The organism is Nocardia sp. NPDC020380, from assembly GCF_044386975.1.
Classification (GTDB): domain Bacteria; phylum Actinomycetota; class Actinomycetes; order Mycobacteriales; family Mycobacteriaceae; genus Nocardia.
In genome coordinates this window covers 125,676-141,593 of record NZ_JBIRVQ010000014.1, presented here as the reverse complement: position 1 = coordinate 141,593, position 15,918 = coordinate 125,676, and the positions used below count along the sequence as shown (strand labels likewise).

Annotated in this window: 14 protein-coding genes; 12 read left to right on the top strand and 2 right to left on the bottom strand. The window is 66.5% G+C overall.

The genetic code is table 11. The annotated features are described in order from the left end of the window. Positions 1 to 3: 3 nt before the first annotated feature. From ACH438_RS34420 to ACH438_RS34400, 5 genes are read left to right on the top strand one after another with little or no spacing between them, the layout of a single operon-like run. Positions 4 to 648, top strand: coding sequence for an ABC transporter permease (locus tag ACH438_RS34420; RefSeq protein WP_397012993.1), 645 nt, complete (start codon positions 4 to 6; stop codon positions 646 to 648). Continuing rightward, positions 645 to 1,907, top strand: a complete 1,263-nt coding sequence (locus ACH438_RS34415; RefSeq protein ID WP_397012990.1) for an ATP-binding cassette domain-containing protein — start codon at positions 645 to 647, stop codon at positions 1,905 to 1,907. Before ACH438_RS34420 ends, ACH438_RS34415 begins: the two co-directional genes overlap by 4 nt. Beyond that, positions 1,904 to 2,641: an ABC transporter permease gene (locus ACH438_RS34410; protein WP_397012988.1), complete on the top strand. Its 738-nt coding sequence runs from the start codon at positions 1,904 to 1,906 to the stop codon at positions 2,639 to 2,641. Before ACH438_RS34415 ends, ACH438_RS34410 begins: the two co-directional genes overlap by 4 nt. Then, a complete protein-coding gene (locus tag ACH438_RS34405) occupies positions 2,638 to 3,612 on the top strand; it encodes a glycine betaine ABC transporter substrate-binding protein (RefSeq protein ID WP_397012986.1) in 975 nt (324 codons plus the stop codon). Before ACH438_RS34410 ends, ACH438_RS34405 begins: the two co-directional genes overlap by 4 nt. A 10-nt stretch (positions 3,613 to 3,622) precedes the next feature. After that, the gene (locus tag ACH438_RS34400; RefSeq protein WP_397012984.1) at positions 3,623 to 5,671 is read left to right on the top strand and encodes a M3 family metallopeptidase; all 2,049 of its coding nucleotides are present in this window, start codon (positions 3,623 to 3,625) and stop codon (positions 5,669 to 5,671) included. A gap of 25 nt (positions 5,672 to 5,696) precedes the next feature. Here ACH438_RS34400 and ACH438_RS34395 read toward each other — a convergent pair whose 3' ends face one another. Continuing rightward, entirely contained in the window at positions 5,697 to 6,647 is a 951-nt protein-coding gene (locus tag ACH438_RS34395) for an alpha/beta hydrolase (RefSeq protein ID WP_397012981.1), read from the bottom strand. Between the two features lie 226 nt (positions 6,648 to 6,873). On the opposite strand from ACH438_RS34395, the gene ACH438_RS34390 reads away from it, so the two are divergent. From ACH438_RS34390 to ACH438_RS34365, 6 genes are all read left to right on the top strand, one after another. Next, a complete protein-coding gene (locus ACH438_RS34390) occupies positions 6,874 to 8,439 on the top strand; it encodes a long-chain-fatty-acid--CoA ligase (RefSeq protein ID WP_397012979.1) in 1,566 nt (521 codons plus the stop codon). Continuing rightward, entirely contained in the window at positions 8,423 to 9,061 is a 639-nt protein-coding gene (locus ACH438_RS34385) for a TetR/AcrR family transcriptional regulator (RefSeq protein WP_397012977.1), read from the top strand. The genes ACH438_RS34390 and ACH438_RS34385 overlap by 17 nt, the downstream gene beginning before the upstream one ends. 146 nt (positions 9,062 to 9,207) lie before the next feature. After that, the gene (locus tag ACH438_RS34380) at positions 9,208 to 9,807 is read left to right on the top strand and encodes a beta/gamma crystallin domain-containing protein (RefSeq protein ID WP_397012975.1); all 600 of its coding nucleotides are present in this window, start codon (positions 9,208 to 9,210) and stop codon (positions 9,805 to 9,807) included. A 53-nt stretch (positions 9,808 to 9,860) separates the two neighbouring features. Further along, a complete protein-coding gene (locus tag ACH438_RS34375; protein WP_397012973.1) occupies positions 9,861 to 11,915 on the top strand; it encodes an FAD-dependent oxidoreductase in 2,055 nt (684 codons plus the stop codon). A gap of 13 nt (positions 11,916 to 11,928) precedes the next feature. Beyond that, complete coding sequence (locus ACH438_RS34370; protein WP_397012971.1) at positions 11,929 to 13,368, top strand: aldehyde dehydrogenase family protein; 1,440 nt, start codon at positions 11,929 to 11,931, stop codon at positions 13,366 to 13,368. Positions 13,369 to 13,508: 140 nt separating this feature from the next. After that, a complete protein-coding gene (locus tag ACH438_RS34365) occupies positions 13,509 to 13,871 on the top strand; it encodes a hypothetical protein (RefSeq protein WP_397012969.1) in 363 nt (120 codons plus the stop codon). Positions 13,872 to 13,875: 4 nt separating this feature from the next. On the opposite strand, the gene ACH438_RS34360 is transcribed toward ACH438_RS34365, so the two are convergent. Then, a complete protein-coding gene (locus tag ACH438_RS34360; RefSeq protein WP_397012967.1) occupies positions 13,876 to 14,334 on the bottom strand; it encodes a nuclear transport factor 2 family protein in 459 nt (152 codons plus the stop codon). 43 nt (positions 14,335 to 14,377) lie between these two features. On the opposite strand from ACH438_RS34360, the gene ACH438_RS34355 reads away from it, so the two are divergent. Then, positions 14,378 to 15,814: an FGGY-family carbohydrate kinase gene (locus tag ACH438_RS34355; RefSeq protein ID WP_397012965.1), complete on the top strand. Its 1,437-nt coding sequence runs from the start codon at positions 14,378 to 14,380 to the stop codon at positions 15,812 to 15,814. The last annotated feature ends 104 nt before the right edge of the window (positions 15,815 to 15,918 follow it).

Below are 15,918 nucleotides of genomic sequence, written 5' to 3'. Positions count from 1 at the left end.
TTCGTGCATTTGTGGAGTTACATTCGGGGACGGGAAGAGACGTTGGCCTTCCTGACGTATCAGCATGCGTCCCTGGCGTTTCAGACGGTGCTGGTGGGGACCGTCGTGGCGGTGGTGGTCGCGGTGGGGGTGTACCGGCATCCGCTGGGGGCGGCGTTGACGCTGACTTCCAGCCGGGTGGCGTTGACCATTCCTTCGCTGGCGTTGCTGGCGCTGTTGCTGGTGCCGTTCGGGTTGGGGGTTGTGCCTTCGTTTTTGATGCTGGCCTTCTTCGCGGCGTTGCCGGTGATCGGGAACACGATCGTCGGATTGCGGTCGGTGCCGGCGTCGCTGGTGGAAGCTGCGCAGGGGATCGGGTTTTCGCGGCGGCGGATTCTGCTGACCGTGGAATTGCCGATGGCCTGGCCGGTGATTCTGACCGGGATTCGGGTGTCGACGCAGATGATCGTCGGCGTGGCGGCGATCGTCGCGTATGTGCTGGGGCCGGGGCTGGGATCGCTGATCTTCAATGGGCTTTCGCGGCTCGGGGGCGCGAATGCCCTCGAAATGGCGTTGACCGGGACGCTGCTCATCGTTCTCATCGCGTTGGTGTTCGACGCGTTGCTGGTTCTGCTCGGACGCCTCACCATCTCGAAGGGATTGTCATGACCGCACCACCGGCTGACCGCACCGTCACCGGCGCGTCCATCACACTGGACGCGGTGGTCAAGCGCTACAAAGGGCAGACGCAGCCCGCGGTCGAGCGGCTGGATCTGGAGATCGAGGCCGGGGATATCGTGGCCTTCGTGGGACCGTCGGGGTGTGGGAAGACCACTACCTTGAAGATGATCAACCGGCTGATCGAGCCGACCGAGGGCCGGATCTTCATCGGCGGACGCGATGTGACGCGCGAGGATCCGGACAAGCTGCGGCAGTCGATCGGCTATGTCATCCAGTCCGGCGGCCTGTTCCCGCACTGGACGGTCGCCAAGAACGTCGGCGCCATCCCGCGACTGCTGGGCTGGGACCGCAAACGCATTGCCGAGCGCACCGAATACCTGCTCGACCTGGTGGGATTGGACCCCGCAGTCTTCGCCGACCGACTCCCCAAGGACATGTCGGGCGGCCAGCAGCAGCGAGTCGGCGTGGCCCGCGCGCTCGCCGCGGACCCGCCGGTACTGCTCATGGACGAACCTTTCGGCGCGGTCGACCCAATCACCCGAGTTCGCCTGCAGGACAGCCTGATCGGCATCCAGCACGAGCTCGGCAAGACCATCGTGATCGTCACCCACGACTTCGAGGAAGCCACCAAACTCGGCGACAAGGTGCTGATCCTGTCCGAGGGCGGCCATATCGAGCAGTACGGCAAGCCGGAGGAGATCCTCACCGATCCCGCCACCCCGTTCGTCGAAGAGTTCGTCGGATCCGGCGCAAAGCTGGCGTATCTCACCGTGTCCCGCGTGCGCGATGTCGACTACGACAAGGTCGTGACCGCCCGCGTCGGCGAACCGGCCGGCGCGGTGATCGCCCGCGCCCGCGCCGCCGGGCACAGCTGGATCGTGGTGGTCGACGCCGCGGGCCGCCCGCGCTCGTGGCCCTCCCTGGGGGAAGTGGCGAGCAAGCCCGAGGTATCCGACTTCCTGGATCGCCGACTGCCGGTAGTAGCCCGCTCCTCGACCCTCAACGACGCCCTCGACGCCATGCTCGCCACCAGCCAGGGCGCGACGCTGGTGACCGACGGCCGTGGCGCGGTGGTCGGTTCGCTGAGCATCGGCGCGGTGACCGAGCTGATCCGCGCCAAGCTCGCCGAGGGACACGGCGGCGAGGACGAGCGGCCTTCCTACGAAACCTACGTCGACGGCACCGATCCGGCCCCGACCCCGGTGATCGCCGCCGAGGACGAGCCCGGATCGGCCGAACCGTCATGAGCCGCCTGCGCGGGGTTCCGATCGACGTGTGGTTCGAGCCGATCATCATTCTGGTCATCGGCATCGGCTACGCCCTGTGGTACCGGTCGGCGAAGTTCACCGAGACCGAGCGGGTCGCACTGGAGTGGTCCAACCTGCAGCACACCATTCTCGAACACATCAAGCTGACGGTGGTCGCGACGATCATCGTTGTGGTGGTGGCGATTCCGCTCGGCATCGCGCTGACCCGGCCCGCATTGACGCGATTCGAGCCGATCGCCGTGAACATCGCCAATATCGGGCAGGCCGCGCCTGCGGTCGGCCTGCTGGTGCTCTTCACCTTCTGGCTGGGCACCGGATTCCGCACGGCCGTCGTGGGTCTCGTGGTCTACGCGATCCTGCCGATCCTGCAGAACACGATCATCGGATTGCGGCAGGTCGATCAGCGCACGATCGAAGCCGCCCGCGGCATCGGCTATTCGGCCGCGCGCACGCTGCTGCTGGTCGAGTTGCCGCTGGCAGTGCCGGTGATTCTCAATGGCGTTCGCACCGCCCTGGTCATCCTGGTCGGCACCGCGACGCTGAGCACGTTCATCGGCGCGCCCAGCCTGGGCACGCTGATCACCACCGGTGTCACCTTGTTCCTGCCGAAACTGCTGGTGTCCGGTGCGATTCTGGTCGGTCTGCTGGCGTTGACGATCGACTGGCTGGGAAGGCTCGTCGAATGGGTCGCGACTCCGCGAGGCATCTCATGAGGCGCGCGGGACTGGTCGTCTGGCTCTTGGCGCTAGCGTTGCCGGTGCTGTCCGGCTGCGGCCTGGTGAGCTCGTCCGGCACCTTCCGCCACACCACCCTGCCCGATGGTCAAAAGCCTTTGGCCGGTGCGAAACTCGTCGTCACCTCCAAGAGCTTCACCGAGGGCGTACTGCTCGGCAAGATCACCGCCACCTACCTGGCCGCCGCGGGCGCGAACATCACCGACCTGACCGGCGCCCCCGGATCGGCATCCTCGCGCCAGGCGCAACTCAACGGCGACGCCGACATCCTCTGGGAGTACACCGGCACCGGCTGGGTCAACTACCACAACGAAACCGAGACGATCGCCGACCCACACGAACTCTGGCAGCGCGTCCACGACATCGAGAAAAAGGACTACAACCTCGAATGGCTGCCACCCTCCAACTTCAACGACACCTACGCCTTCGCCGCCTCGACCCCGACCGCCGAACGCCTGAAAGTGAAGTCCCTCTCCGACGTAGCAGCCCTCCCAGTCCGTGACCGCACCTTCTGCGTCGACGACGAATTCTTCAGCCGCGCCGACGGTTTTATCCCCATGCTGGAGAAATACGGCCTCCCCTACAACACCCCGAACGGCGTGCCGTCAGGCAACGTGACCCGCATGGACGCAGGCGTGGTCTACACCGCCACCGCCCGCTCCTCACCCTGCAATTTCGGCATGGTCTACACCACCGACGGCCGCGTACAGAACCTGAAACTGGTTGTGCTGCAAGACGACAAGAACTACTTCCTGCCCTACAGCGGCACTGCCGTCGTACGCGGCGCAATCCTCGACCGCTACCCCCAACTTCGCACCCTCCTCGGCACCATCTCCGAACACCTCACCGACCAACTCATGCGCGAGCTGAACGGCCGCGTCGACATCGATGGCCAAGACCCCGCCGACGTCGCCTACGACTGGCTGAAGTCCGAGAAGTTGGTCGAATAAGGTTGCTGGTATGACGCGGAACCCGTTCTTCGAGCGCAGCACGCTGCCCTACCAGCTCCCGCCCTTCGCCGAGATCGCAGTCGAGCACTATCTGCCGGCATTCGAGCGCGGTATGGCCGAGCAGCTGGCCGAGATCTCCGCCATCACCGCCGGTGAAGCGGAGGCGACCTTCGCCGATACCGTGGTGGCGCTGGAACGTTCGGGGGCGCTGCTGACCCGGGTGTCGAACGTGTTCTTCAATCTCACCAGCTCCGACACCAATGCGGATATCGATGCGATCGAGGCGGAGATCTCGCCACGGCTGGCCGCGCATTGGGACGCAGTTCATCTCGATCGGGAGCTCTTCGCCCGGATCGAATCGTTGTATGAGCGGCGCGCCGAGCTGGATCTGGATGCCGAGGGACTGCGGCTGGTGGAGCAGTACTACACGCGGTTCGTGCGGTCCGGCGCTCGGCTGGATGACGACGGACGGGCTCGGCTACGGGAGCTCAATGGCGAACTTGCCGCTGCCGCAACCGAGTTCAAGCACAATCTGCTCGCCGATACCAATGCTGCGACCGTTGTCGTGGACACGGCCGAGGAGCTGGCCGGGCTCGCGCCCGCGGCAGTGGCCGCCGCAGCCGAGAACGCGCAGTCGCTCGGGCATGCGGGTAAGTGGGCACTCAGCCTCCAAAACGTCTCCAATCAGCCCGTTCTCGCCGAACTGGCGAACCGGGACGTGCGTCAGCGGGTGATGGAAGCCTCGCTGGGGCGCGGACTGGGGGAGAACGGCAACGGCCGCCTCGCCGTGCGGATCGCCGCACTGCGAGCCGAACGAGCAAGGCTCCTCGGATATTCGGACCATGCCGCATACGAGGTGGAGAATCAGACAGCGAAAACCACTGCGGCGGTCGAGGAAATGCTCGGCCGGTTGGTCGCGCCCGCGGTAGCCAATGCGGAGCGGGAAGCGGCCGAACTGACAACGGCCATGCAGTCCGGCACCGGCGGCCGAGACGCCGAACTCCACTCCTGGGACTGGCAGTACTGGTCGGAAAAGGTTCGCGCCGAACAGTTCTCGATAGACCTCGAAGCTCTGCGCCCCTACTTCGAACTCGAGCGAGTCCTGCACGACGGCGTCTTCTTCGCCGCCGAACTGGCCTACGGAATCACCATCCAAGAGCGCACCGACCTGATCGGCTACCACCCCGAAGTCCGAGTCTTCGAGGTCTTCGACGCCGACGGCACCGCCCTCGGTCTCTTCCTCGGCGACTTCTTCGCCCGCCCCTCCAAACGCGGCGGCGCCTGGATGAACGAACTGGTCAGCCAATCCCGGCTACACGGGACCAGCGCAGTCGTAGTCAACAACCTCAATATCGTGAAACCCCCCAAGGGCGAACCCGCCCTCCTCACCTGGGACAACGTCCGAACCCTCTTCCACGAGTTCGGCCACGCCCTGCACGGCCTCTTCTCCGACGTCCAATACCCCTTCTTCTCCGGCACCGACGTCCCCCGCGACTTCGTCGAATTCCCCTCGCAAGTCAACGAAATGTGGATGACCCACCCCGAAGTCCTCTCCCACTACGCCAAACACATCGAAACCGGCGACCCGATGCCCGCCGACCTCCTCGACCGAGTAGCCGCAGCCGACCGATTCGGAACAGGCTTCCGCACCACCGAATACCTCGCCGCAACCCTGCTGGACTGGGCCTGGCACCGCACCCCCGACCCGACCGCCCTGACCGACGTAGATCCCGAAACCTTCGAAGCCGAAGCCCTCCAAAAGGCGGGCATCGCAATACAAGCCATCCCCCCGCGATACCGAACCAGCTACTTCGCCCACATCTTCGCCGGCGGCTACGCCGCAGGCTACTACTCCTACATCTGGAGCGAAGTCCTCGACGCCGACACCGTCGATTGGTTCACCGACAACACCGCACCCCTCCGCGAAAAGGGCGAAACCTTCCGCCGCACCCTCCTCTCCCGAGGCGGCTCGGTAGACCCACTCGAAGCCTTCGCCTCCTTCCGCGGCCGAGCCCCCGAAATCGACCCCCTCCTGATCCGCCGCGGCCTCCACAGCTGATCCCTCGCGCGGCCCGCCCGCAGGATCAGCCCGCCTGCTGGTGGGATTGGCTCTGCGGGTGGTCGATGGTGGTGCGGATGAAGTGGGCGGCTCGGCGGAGGGCTTGTCGCGCTTCGGGAATCAAGGGGGACAGGGCTGGGAAGACGTGTACTTGGCCGGGCCATATCTCGAAGGTGCAGGGGTGGGAGGCGGGGAACGAATTGGCCATTCGCGTTACTTCGTCGCGGAGGGCTTCGGTGCCGCCGACCTGGATGAGGGTGGGTGGCCAGGTGGATTTGTCGGCGGCGAGTACGTCGATTGCCGGGTCGGTCGGGGCGGTGCCGGCCAGGTAGGCGTTGCCGGAGCGTAATGCGTAGGCGGGGGAGAGGAATGGGTCTCGTGAGCGGGCGTCGCGGTCGAACATGCTGCGGCAGGTCCAGTCGATGACCGGGGAGATGAGGTAGGCCGCGGCGGGTTGTGGCAGGCCGGAGTTGGCGAGGGTGGCGAGCAGGGCGGCCGTGAGGTGGCCGCCGGCGGAGTCGCCGGCGATGGCGATATGTGAAGCGGGAGTTGCGGATTCGAGCACTGCGCGGTAGACGGCGAGGGCGTCGTCGAAGGCGGCGGGGTAGGGATGTTCGGGGGCGAGGCGGTATTCCGGTAGGAGGACCGGTAATCCGGTCTGCGCGCCCAGCCGGGCGGCGGCTCCACCGTGTGATCGCGAGGAGCCGAAGACGTATCCGCCGCCGTGGAGGTAGATCAGCATTCCCGCGGACGGGTCGATGCCGCGCGGATCCAGCCGAACCGCGGGAACTCCGCCGATGGTCTGCCGGCGGACGCGAGTGCCCCTGGGGAGCGGGGGAGCCAGGGTGTCGAACGTGCGGCGAACCATCCGGATATCGCGACCGTGCACGTCGGCGCGGTCGGCGACGGGCCGGGCCGTATGCGACAGCAACCACGCCAGCGCGGCACTCGACCGGCTGGGAACGGTGGGGATCATCGTTGAACTCACCTTGCCCATCCGATAACCGTAGCTACCAGTACGTAACCAATCAATAATGCTTGGTTCTGCTGCTCTGAAGGTGGGGCCGATTCGATGCTGTTTGCGGTATCGCCTCCCGGATATCCCACCGTCAGCGACAGTCAAACCAAGCAGATCTGCTTGCTTTCTGCTGTGTCTGGTGTCACAGTGTTGTGCAGCACGCAGGCATACCGGAGGACTTCGAATGACCACAGCGCTCCCAACCTCGGCACACACACTCGGCGACCTGCTCGAGCATTGGGGGCGGGAACGCCCGGACTCCCTCGCGCTCGAGTACGGCGATCTGAAGTGGACGTGGGCGCAGTGGCGTGCTCGGGTACGGCAATTGACCGGAGCCTTGCAGGCGGCCGGGATCGGGCCGGGAGACAGCATCGCCGTGGTCGACAAGAATCATCCGGCCTGCCTCGAAGTCAGTTTCGCCGCCGGGAATCTCGGTGCCGCCAACGCCGTCATCAACTGGCGGCTGGCCGGTGACGAGCTCGACTATGTCCTCAACGACTGCGCGCCAAAGGTATTGGTGGTCGGCACCGAACTGCTGCCCGCAGTCGAGACCATCCGTCATCGTCTCTCCAGCGTCGAACAGATCATCGTAGTCGGCGGCGAATCCGACGGTTACGAGGAATTCCTCAGGGCGGCAAAGGCTCCCGAAGATCTGCCGGAAGTAGACCCCGACACGCTGTGCCTGGTGATGTACAGCTCCGGCACCACGGGACGGCCGAAAGGGGTCATGCTCAGTCATCGAAATGTGCTCGCCCACACCGCGAATGTCGGAACGGTGTTCCCATTCGAAGTCGAGGACGTGAATCTCGTTGCCATGCCGCTGTTCCACGTCGGCGGGACATGTTATGCCCTGTTCGGAATCGCGGCGGGCGTGCGCAGCATCATGACTCGCAACCCGGACGCGGCGTCCTTGGGTGCGGCGCTCGCGGCCGGGGCGACGCACGCCTTCCTGGTCCCCGCGGTGATCGCGGGGATTCTCGAAGCCGGTCAACCCGCGGTCGGGGCGATCGGGCGGCTGAAGTATCTGGGCTACGGCGCGGCGCCGATGCCGCTCCCGCTGCTCCGCCGCGCGGTAGCGGCCTGGCCGGCGATGAACTTCGTGCAGGTCTACGGGCAAACCGAATTGTCCGGCGTGGTAACCACTCTCGGTCCACGTGCGCACCGCGATCTCGAACACCCGGAACGGCTGGGCTCGGCCGGAACGCCGGTTCCCGGTGCGGAACTCCGGGTGGTCGACCCGGTGACCGGTGCGGAGGTCGCACCCGGTGCGGTCGGCGAACTCTGGTTCCGCACCGACCAGCGCATGCTCGGATATCTGCATCGCCCGTCCGAGACCGCCGAGACGATCACCGCCGACGGCTGGTTGCGCACCGGCGATCTCGGGCGCGTCGACGACGGATACCTGTTCATCGAGGATCGGCTGAAGGACATGATCATCACCGGCGGCGAGAACGTCTACTCACCGGAGGTCGAACGAGTCCTGGCCGAACACCCCGCGGTCGCCGAAGTCGTGGTGATCGGCGTCCCGGACGACCGCTGGGGCGAGGCGGTGAAGGCCATCGTGGTGCGCGCACCCGCTAGCCGGGTGTCGGCCGAGGAGCTCACCGCCTATGCCCGGGACCGGCTGGCCGGGTACAAATGCCCGCGCAGCATAGAATTCATCGACGAACTGCCGCGCAATCCGAGTGGCAAGATCCTCAAACGGCAATTGCGCAAACCATATTGGGAGGACCGTGACCGCCAGATCTGACGCCGGCGCGCCCGCGCCCGTCACGCGCCGGCCGCAGCAGGAACGCGGCCGGCTCACCCGGCAGCGGGTGCTGGAGGCCGCGGTCGATTCGCTCGCCGAGCACGGCTGGCGCGGCAGCTCGGTCACCGTCATCGCCAAACGCGCGGGCGTGTCACGCGGTGCGGCCCAGCACTTCTTTCCCACCCGCGAAGCGTTGTTCGCGGCCGCCATCGAGCACGTCACCGACATCCGGCTCGACGAGATCCGCAAGGGCGCGGCCGATCTCCCGCGCGGCCGGGGTCGCACCGCGGCCGTCATCGACATGCTGTCCACCCTGTACACCGGCCCGCTGTTCAAGGCGGCGCTGCAGCTGTGGGCCGCGGGCTCCACCGAACCGGAAATGCGCCCGCACGTGCTGCTGCTCGAGGCCCATCTCGGGCGTCAGGCCCACCGTGCCGCCGTGGATCTGCTCGATATCGACGAGAACATCCCCGGCGCCCGGGAAACCATCCAGGGCCTGCTCGATATGGCCCGCGGCCTCGGCCTGGCCGACGTCATCGCCGACGACACCGCCCGCCGCCGCAGGATCATCCTGCAGTGGGCCGACATCATCGACAACGAACGCGCCCGCCTCAAATCCTGACTCGCGCATCTGTTTACGGCTGGAGACCGGCGGGTACGTGGCCCATTCTCCACCCGGTATCGCCATGGCTGCTTGTAAACTGATTGGGCCACAATGCTTTCCGATCACTCAGCGCCGGTCTTTGACGCGTGTTCGCAGGAGAAGTCATGAGCGTGGACGAAGTCATGTTCTACAAGAGCATCAACTATGCGGGGGATCCGTATCCCTACAAACTCGGTGCGCAGGAGTCGTTGCCGGGTGAGCTCAACGATCGATTCCGGTCGGTTCGGGTGGGGGAGCTGGTGAAGGTGCTCGCCTGGCAGCATTACGGACAGTCGGGCATCTACCGGGAGTGGGAGGTCGATACCCCCGACATCACCGATATCGGTGGGTTGTCCACGTTCCGGGTGGTCGAGAAGACGACGCTGGCCATTGCCGTTCGGCTGCAGGACGATACGGGCGCCGAGGCCGGGCGGTACAGCCTCAAGGTCGTCTCCTATGAAGTCGGCGAAATCACCGCGCGCTCAGGCGATCCCGAGTATTCGCTGGTGGGTTTCATGCCCGCCGGTGGCCCGCCCGTCACCACGGCGATCTACGTCCGCGACGAGCGAACGGGGGAGTACATCGCCATCGGCTCCGTCTACTTCACCTGGAACTCCGGCACCAAGTCCGTGGACATCGCCGACGAAACCAACTTCCCCGAGAACATGACCCATGAACGCGCCGGCAGCAACCGCTTCACCTTCCACCTGACATCCACTCGGTAATTCCTCGGCGGTCCAGGCCGGTTTCGGGTCCATTTCGCGGTATCGCCACCGATGTGGTGCACGGCGATTTCAATGGAAACGAGACCGATGCCTGGCCGAAAGCCGAGGAAGACATGACCGAATGGATGACCGCCGAGCGGGCGCAGGCGCTGCGCGCGATCTGTGACACCATCGTCCCGCCACTGGAACGACCCGAGGACAAGGACGGATTCTGGGGGCGGTCCGCTTCCGAAGTCGGCGCTGATGCGGCGCTCGCCGGGTATCTGGCGGGGATGCCCGAAGATCAGCGCGCCGGGCTGCTCGGGCTCATCGATGCGCTCGGCGCGCAAGGGATCGTCGCGGCCTCGCCGCTTTCGCGTGAGGAGCTGTTGCGGCGCACTGCGCTGCTCGGGCCGCAGACCGCGGCCGGGGTGGGGGTGCTCATCTCGCTGACGTTGTTCCTCACCTACGGGCTGCCGGATCCGGGCACCGGGCGGAATCCGATGTGGCGCACCTTCGGCTTCCCGGGGCCGATCGGCGCGCCGGCGCAGGGCACCAAGACCATCCGGACCACTGTCCCGCAACAGGATTCGACCATCGAGGCCGATGTCGTCGTGATCGGGTCCGGTGCGGGTGGTGGCGTGATCGCCGGCCGGCTGGCTCAGGCCGGATTACGGGTCGTGGTGGTGGAGGCGGGCGGGTACTTCGACGAATCCGACTTCAATCAGCTCGAGCTGTGGGGATTCCAGAATCTGTTCTGGCGCGGCGGGCCCACACCGACCGCCGATTTCAACGTCTCACTCCAAGCCGGGTCGAATCTCGGCGGCGGCACCACCATCAACTGGACCAACTGCCTGCGCACCCGGCCCTGGGTGCGAGAGCAATGGGCGCGCGAATACGGCCTCACCGATGTGGCCGGGCCGGAGTTCGATCGGCATCTGGATGAAGTCTCGCAACGCATCTCGGTCACCGAGGAGTGTTCGGACTTCAACGGACCGACCAAGCGGCTCCAGGAAGGCGCAGAGCGCCTCGGGTGGTCGTTCGCCAGAATCGCGCGCAATACCGATCCGGCGACCTACGAACCCGCCAGCGCGGGCTATCTGGGGTTCGGCGACCAGTCGGGATCCAAACAGGGCACCATGAAGACCTATCTGCGCGATGCCGCCGAGGCGGGCGCACAGATCATCGTGCACAGCCGGGCCGACCGGGTACTGGTCGAAAACGGCCGGGCGGCGGGGGTTTCGGCGACCTACACCGATCCGGCCACCGGCACGGCCGCGCCCTTTACGGTTCGCGCGCCCCGCGTCGTCGTCGCGGGTGGCGCGCTCGAATCACCCGCACTCCTGCTGCGCTCCGGCATCGGCGGCCCCGCGGTCGGCAAGTACCTGCGCCTGCATCCGGTAGCCGCGGTCGCCGGTGTCTACACCGAGGATCAGCAGGCCTGGTGGGGCGCACCGCACACCGGTCTGATCGACGAATTCGCCGACACCGGAGACGGTTACGGCTTCCTCATCGAGACCGCGCAATACACGACCGGTCTCGGCGCCTCCGCCGTGCCCTGGGTATCGGGCACCGCGCACAAGCAGTTCCTGAGCCGCTTCGCCAATGTCTCGACCGGCTTGGCAGTGGTGCGCGACCGCGGAAACGGACAGGTGACAATCGACGACGCCGGCAACTCCGTAGTGTCCTACTCGATCACCGACGAGGTCGACCTGGCCAACCTGCGCCTGGGCGTGGAATCCCTCGCCGCCATGCACGAGGCCGCCGGAGCAGTGCAGATCGTGGCCTTCGCCGAGGGCCTGCCGATCTGGCGTTGGGGCGACGACCTCGCCGAATACATTGCCGGTATCCGCCGAATCCCGTTCCGCGCCGGCGGCTATCGACTCTTCTCCGCCCACCAGATGGGCAGCTGCCGCATGGGCACGGACCCGCAGACCAGCGTCGCGGGCCCGACCGGCGAACTGCACGACACCCCCGGCGTCTGGATCGGCGACGGCAGCGCGTTCCCCACCGCATCGGGCACCAATCCCATGCTGTCGATCATGGCGCTGGCCCACCGCACCGCGGAGGCCATCGCGGCGGACGCGGCCGCCACCAGCCGCACCGGCGCGCCGGTCACCGCGAAGTAGAGACGAGGACGAGATGACAACGACCGAACCCGCCGTCCGACTGCACGACCGCGCCTACATCGGCGGCGAATGGATCACCCTGTCCGGCAGCGAAACCCACGACGTGATCAACCCATCCACCGAACAAGTGATTGCGCGGGTCCGCCTCGGCACACCCGGGGATGTCGACCGCGCGGTGCACGCCGCACAGTCCGGATTCGAAACCTGGTCGCGCAGCACCGTCGCCACCCGCGCCGAAGTACTGGCCGCCATCGCCGCCGGACTCGAAGCACGCGGAGACGAACTGGCAGCGCTGATCTCGCAGGAAGTCGGCACGCCCATCGCGGTCTCCCGGCTGCTGCAGGCGGGCCTGCCCGCCATGTCCTTCTCGGCCGCCGCCCGGTTCGTGAGCGAGCTGCCGTGGGAGGAAGAACTCGGCAATGCGCTCATCGTCCGGGAACCGGTCGGAGTGGTCGGCGCGATCACACCGTGGAACTATCCACTCCACCAGATCGCCGCCAAGGTCGCCGCCTCACTGGCCGCCGGCTGCTCGATCGTGGTGAAACCCAGTGAGGTGGCACCACTCTCGTCATTCGTCCTCGCCGAGATCATCGACGGCATCGGCCTGCCCGCAGGCGTGTTCAACCTGGTCCCCGGCACCGGACCGGTAGTCGGCGAGGCTCTGGCCGCACATCCCGGCGTCGACATGGTCTCGCTGACCGGATCGAAGGGCGCAGGCGCCCGCGTCTCCGAACTCGCCGCACGCACGATCAAGAAGGTCGCACTCGAACTCGGCGGCAAATCCGCCAATGTGATCCTCGACGACGCCGACCTGACCACCGCCGTGGTCGACGGAGTCGGCAAATGCTTCCTCAACTCCGGCCAAACCTGCACCGCCCTGACCCGAATGCTGGTGCCACGCAGCCGATTGGCAGAAGTGGAGGCCATCGCTAAGGCCGCCGTCGAAGCAGCAGTCGTCGGCGATCCCTTCGACCTGGCCACCGCGGTCGGCCCGATGGTCACCGAGGCACACCGCAATCGCGTACTCGGCTACATCCGGCGCGGCATCGACGAGGGCGCCACATTGCTCACCGGCGGCGCCGACCCGGTCGAGGGCCTGGAACACGGCTGGTTCGTCAGACCCACCGTCTTCTCCAACGTCGATCCGGCCATGACGATCGCCCAAGAGGAGATCTTCGGCCCCGTGCTGTCGATCCTGCCCTACGAGGATGAGGACGATGCCATAGCTATCGCCAACGGGACCCAGTACGGCCTCTCCGGTGGCGTGTGGTCCGCCGATCCTGAACGCGCCCAGCGCATCGCCCGCCGCCTGCGCACCGGCCAGGTCGAGATCAACGGCGGCGCCTTCAGCCCCGTCGCCCCCTTCGGCGGATACAAGCAATCCGGAAACGGCCGCGAACTGGGCCCCTACGGCGTACTCGAATTCCTCGAAACGAAAGCCATGTTCCGCTGACCGAAGAATCTGACGATCCGCGGCCGATACGGTGACCGATCTGCGGCCCTAGTGGTGGGAGGTCGGTGGCCGGGTAGGGTTCGGCGCTGTCTTTTTCGGGGGTGGCATCCGATGTTTCGACAAATGGGATGGGTGGGGGAATGCGGGGCGTATTCGGGGTGGCTTCGGTTTGTGCTGCGGCCGTTGTGATGACGGCGGGCGGGGCCGGGGCCGATCCGGGTGATGTGAGCAATGGCGATATGAATCTGGCTGCGCAGCAGCAGGTTCGGCAATTGTCGGTCGGATCGGATATCGCGCCTGATACCTGGACGTTCCAGCCGCCGGGGCAGGGGCTCACCTGCTACTGGGGGTTTGTGCCGTTCCCGGGGCACGATGCGGATGGCAAGGCGTATTCGATGTGGCCCGACACCCTGCACCTGGTTGGCCTGGGTGGGTCGGTCGAGCGGCTGGACTCCGGTGCAGTCATCGAAACCGACTGCTACCTGCACCGAGTCGGGGCCTGAGCAGTCAAGGCCGCGCCACACGCACCGGACGGGTCTCGATCCATTGAATGGTGAGGGTGCGGCGGGCGATCAGCCAGCCGTCGTCGACGTGACGGTAGGTGTCCTGATAACGTAACTGCCACACCAGATCTCGATGCCCTTCGGCGCCCGAGATGAGGTGGTGTGCCGTACCGGCGATGTGTCCGGTGACCATGTCCGGCGTGTCCCCGGCGCGGTACACCTGCCCGCCCAGCACGTGCAGGGTGCGCTCGACGTTGCCGACGGCACTCAGGGCTGTGGCGATGGCGGCGCGGCCTCGGTGTGACTGCGATGGATCCAGGTTGCGTGGTGGATCCGGCAGCAGCAGCTCGGCGTCCATGGTGAACAGCGCGGCCGCGGCGGTGAAGTCGCGGCTGTCCACCGCCAGGGCATAACCGGCGACCAGATCATCCAGAGCACAGCGGATCTCGGTAGTGATCTTCATATGTCGGAATCGTGATGGTCTGGACCGGTTGTTACGATCGGGCATGTTGTTGCTGGGTATCGACGTGGGCACCACTGCGGTCAAGGTCGCCGTATTCACCGTGGACGGGCAGCAGATTGCCGCGCATACGACGCCGTACCCGATCAGCCGTCCACGCCCGGGGTGGGCCGAACAGGATCCGCTGGATTGGTGGCGCGGTTGCGTCGCCGGGATGCAGGCGGTCCTAGCTGACGTCCCGCCGCAATCGGTGCGCGCGATCGGGCTGACCAGCCAGGTCAATACGCACGTCTGCACCGACGAGCAATTGCGCCCGCTCGCACCGGCGATCATCTGGCAAGACCAGCGCTGCGCCGACATCGCGGCCGAGTTCGACGCGCGCTTCAGCGCTGAGGACAAGACCCGCATCTGGGGTCACCCGGTCACCCTCGACGCGTCGTTCGTCGCCGCTCGCGCGGAATGGTTCGCCCGCACGAACCCGTCCGCCTGGGCTGACACGCGATGGGTGATGGGCCCCAAGGACTTCATCGCCGCGAAGCTGACGGGCAGGGTCGCAACGGATCTGCTCTCCGGCGTACGCGTGGCCGGTGCGCAGGGCTACATCCCGGAGGCAGTCGCCCTCGTCGACGGGCTGGCGGCCCGGCTACCCGAGATCGTCGACCCGGCAACGAGTTTGGGCCAATCCGACGGCGCCGAGGTCGTCGTCGGCACCATGGACGCCTACAGCGCTGTGCTCGGCACCCGGACGACCGAGCCCGGTCGCGCGATGATCTCCTGCGGCACATCGCTGGTCGTTGCCGGCGCCTCGCAGCAATCGCATCCGGCCCCCGGAATCGTCACCTTCCCGCCACGCCACGGCCTCTACGTACACGCCGGACCGACCCAAGCCGGCGGCGACGCCGTCCGCTGGTGGAGCCAGGTCTCCGGCCTGAGCATCGAAGACGTCTTCACCTCCGCGGCCACCGGCCGCCCGGGCATCATCTTCACCCCCTACCTCTCGGGTGAGCGCGCCCCACTATGGGACCCCGACGTCCGCGCAACCTTCCTCGGCCTGAGCACGACAACCACTACGGCGGACATGTCCCTCGCCGTCCTCCAGGGCGTCGCCATGTCGGCCCGCCACGTACTCGAAGGCGTCGAAACCGCAAGCGGCAACCTCATTCCCGCCGTGACCTTTTCCGGCGGCGGCGCCCGCAGCCCACTCTGGGCACAACTCCACGCCGACATCCTGAACCGCCCGATCGAAACCCTGCAGGTGCGAGACAGCGCAGTCCTCGGCGCGGCCCTCCTCGCCGCCGTAGGAGCCAAGATCTACCCAGATATCGAATCCGCCGCCACCGCAACAGTCCGCCTCGACCGCAGATTCACCCCGTCGGACGATGCCGCCCGATTTCACCCGCTATACGAGATCTATCGCTCGACCTACACTGCGCTGGCCGGTCTCCACACAGACCTCACCGCCTGGCGCGGGTCCAACAGATAGTGCAATCACCGCATATGTCCCCGTCGATCGGTGGCGGCTAACGGGGAATTCGGTGTGGGCTTGTTAGCCTGACGTTCTGATCTTGGTCTCGTCGGTTCGCTTCC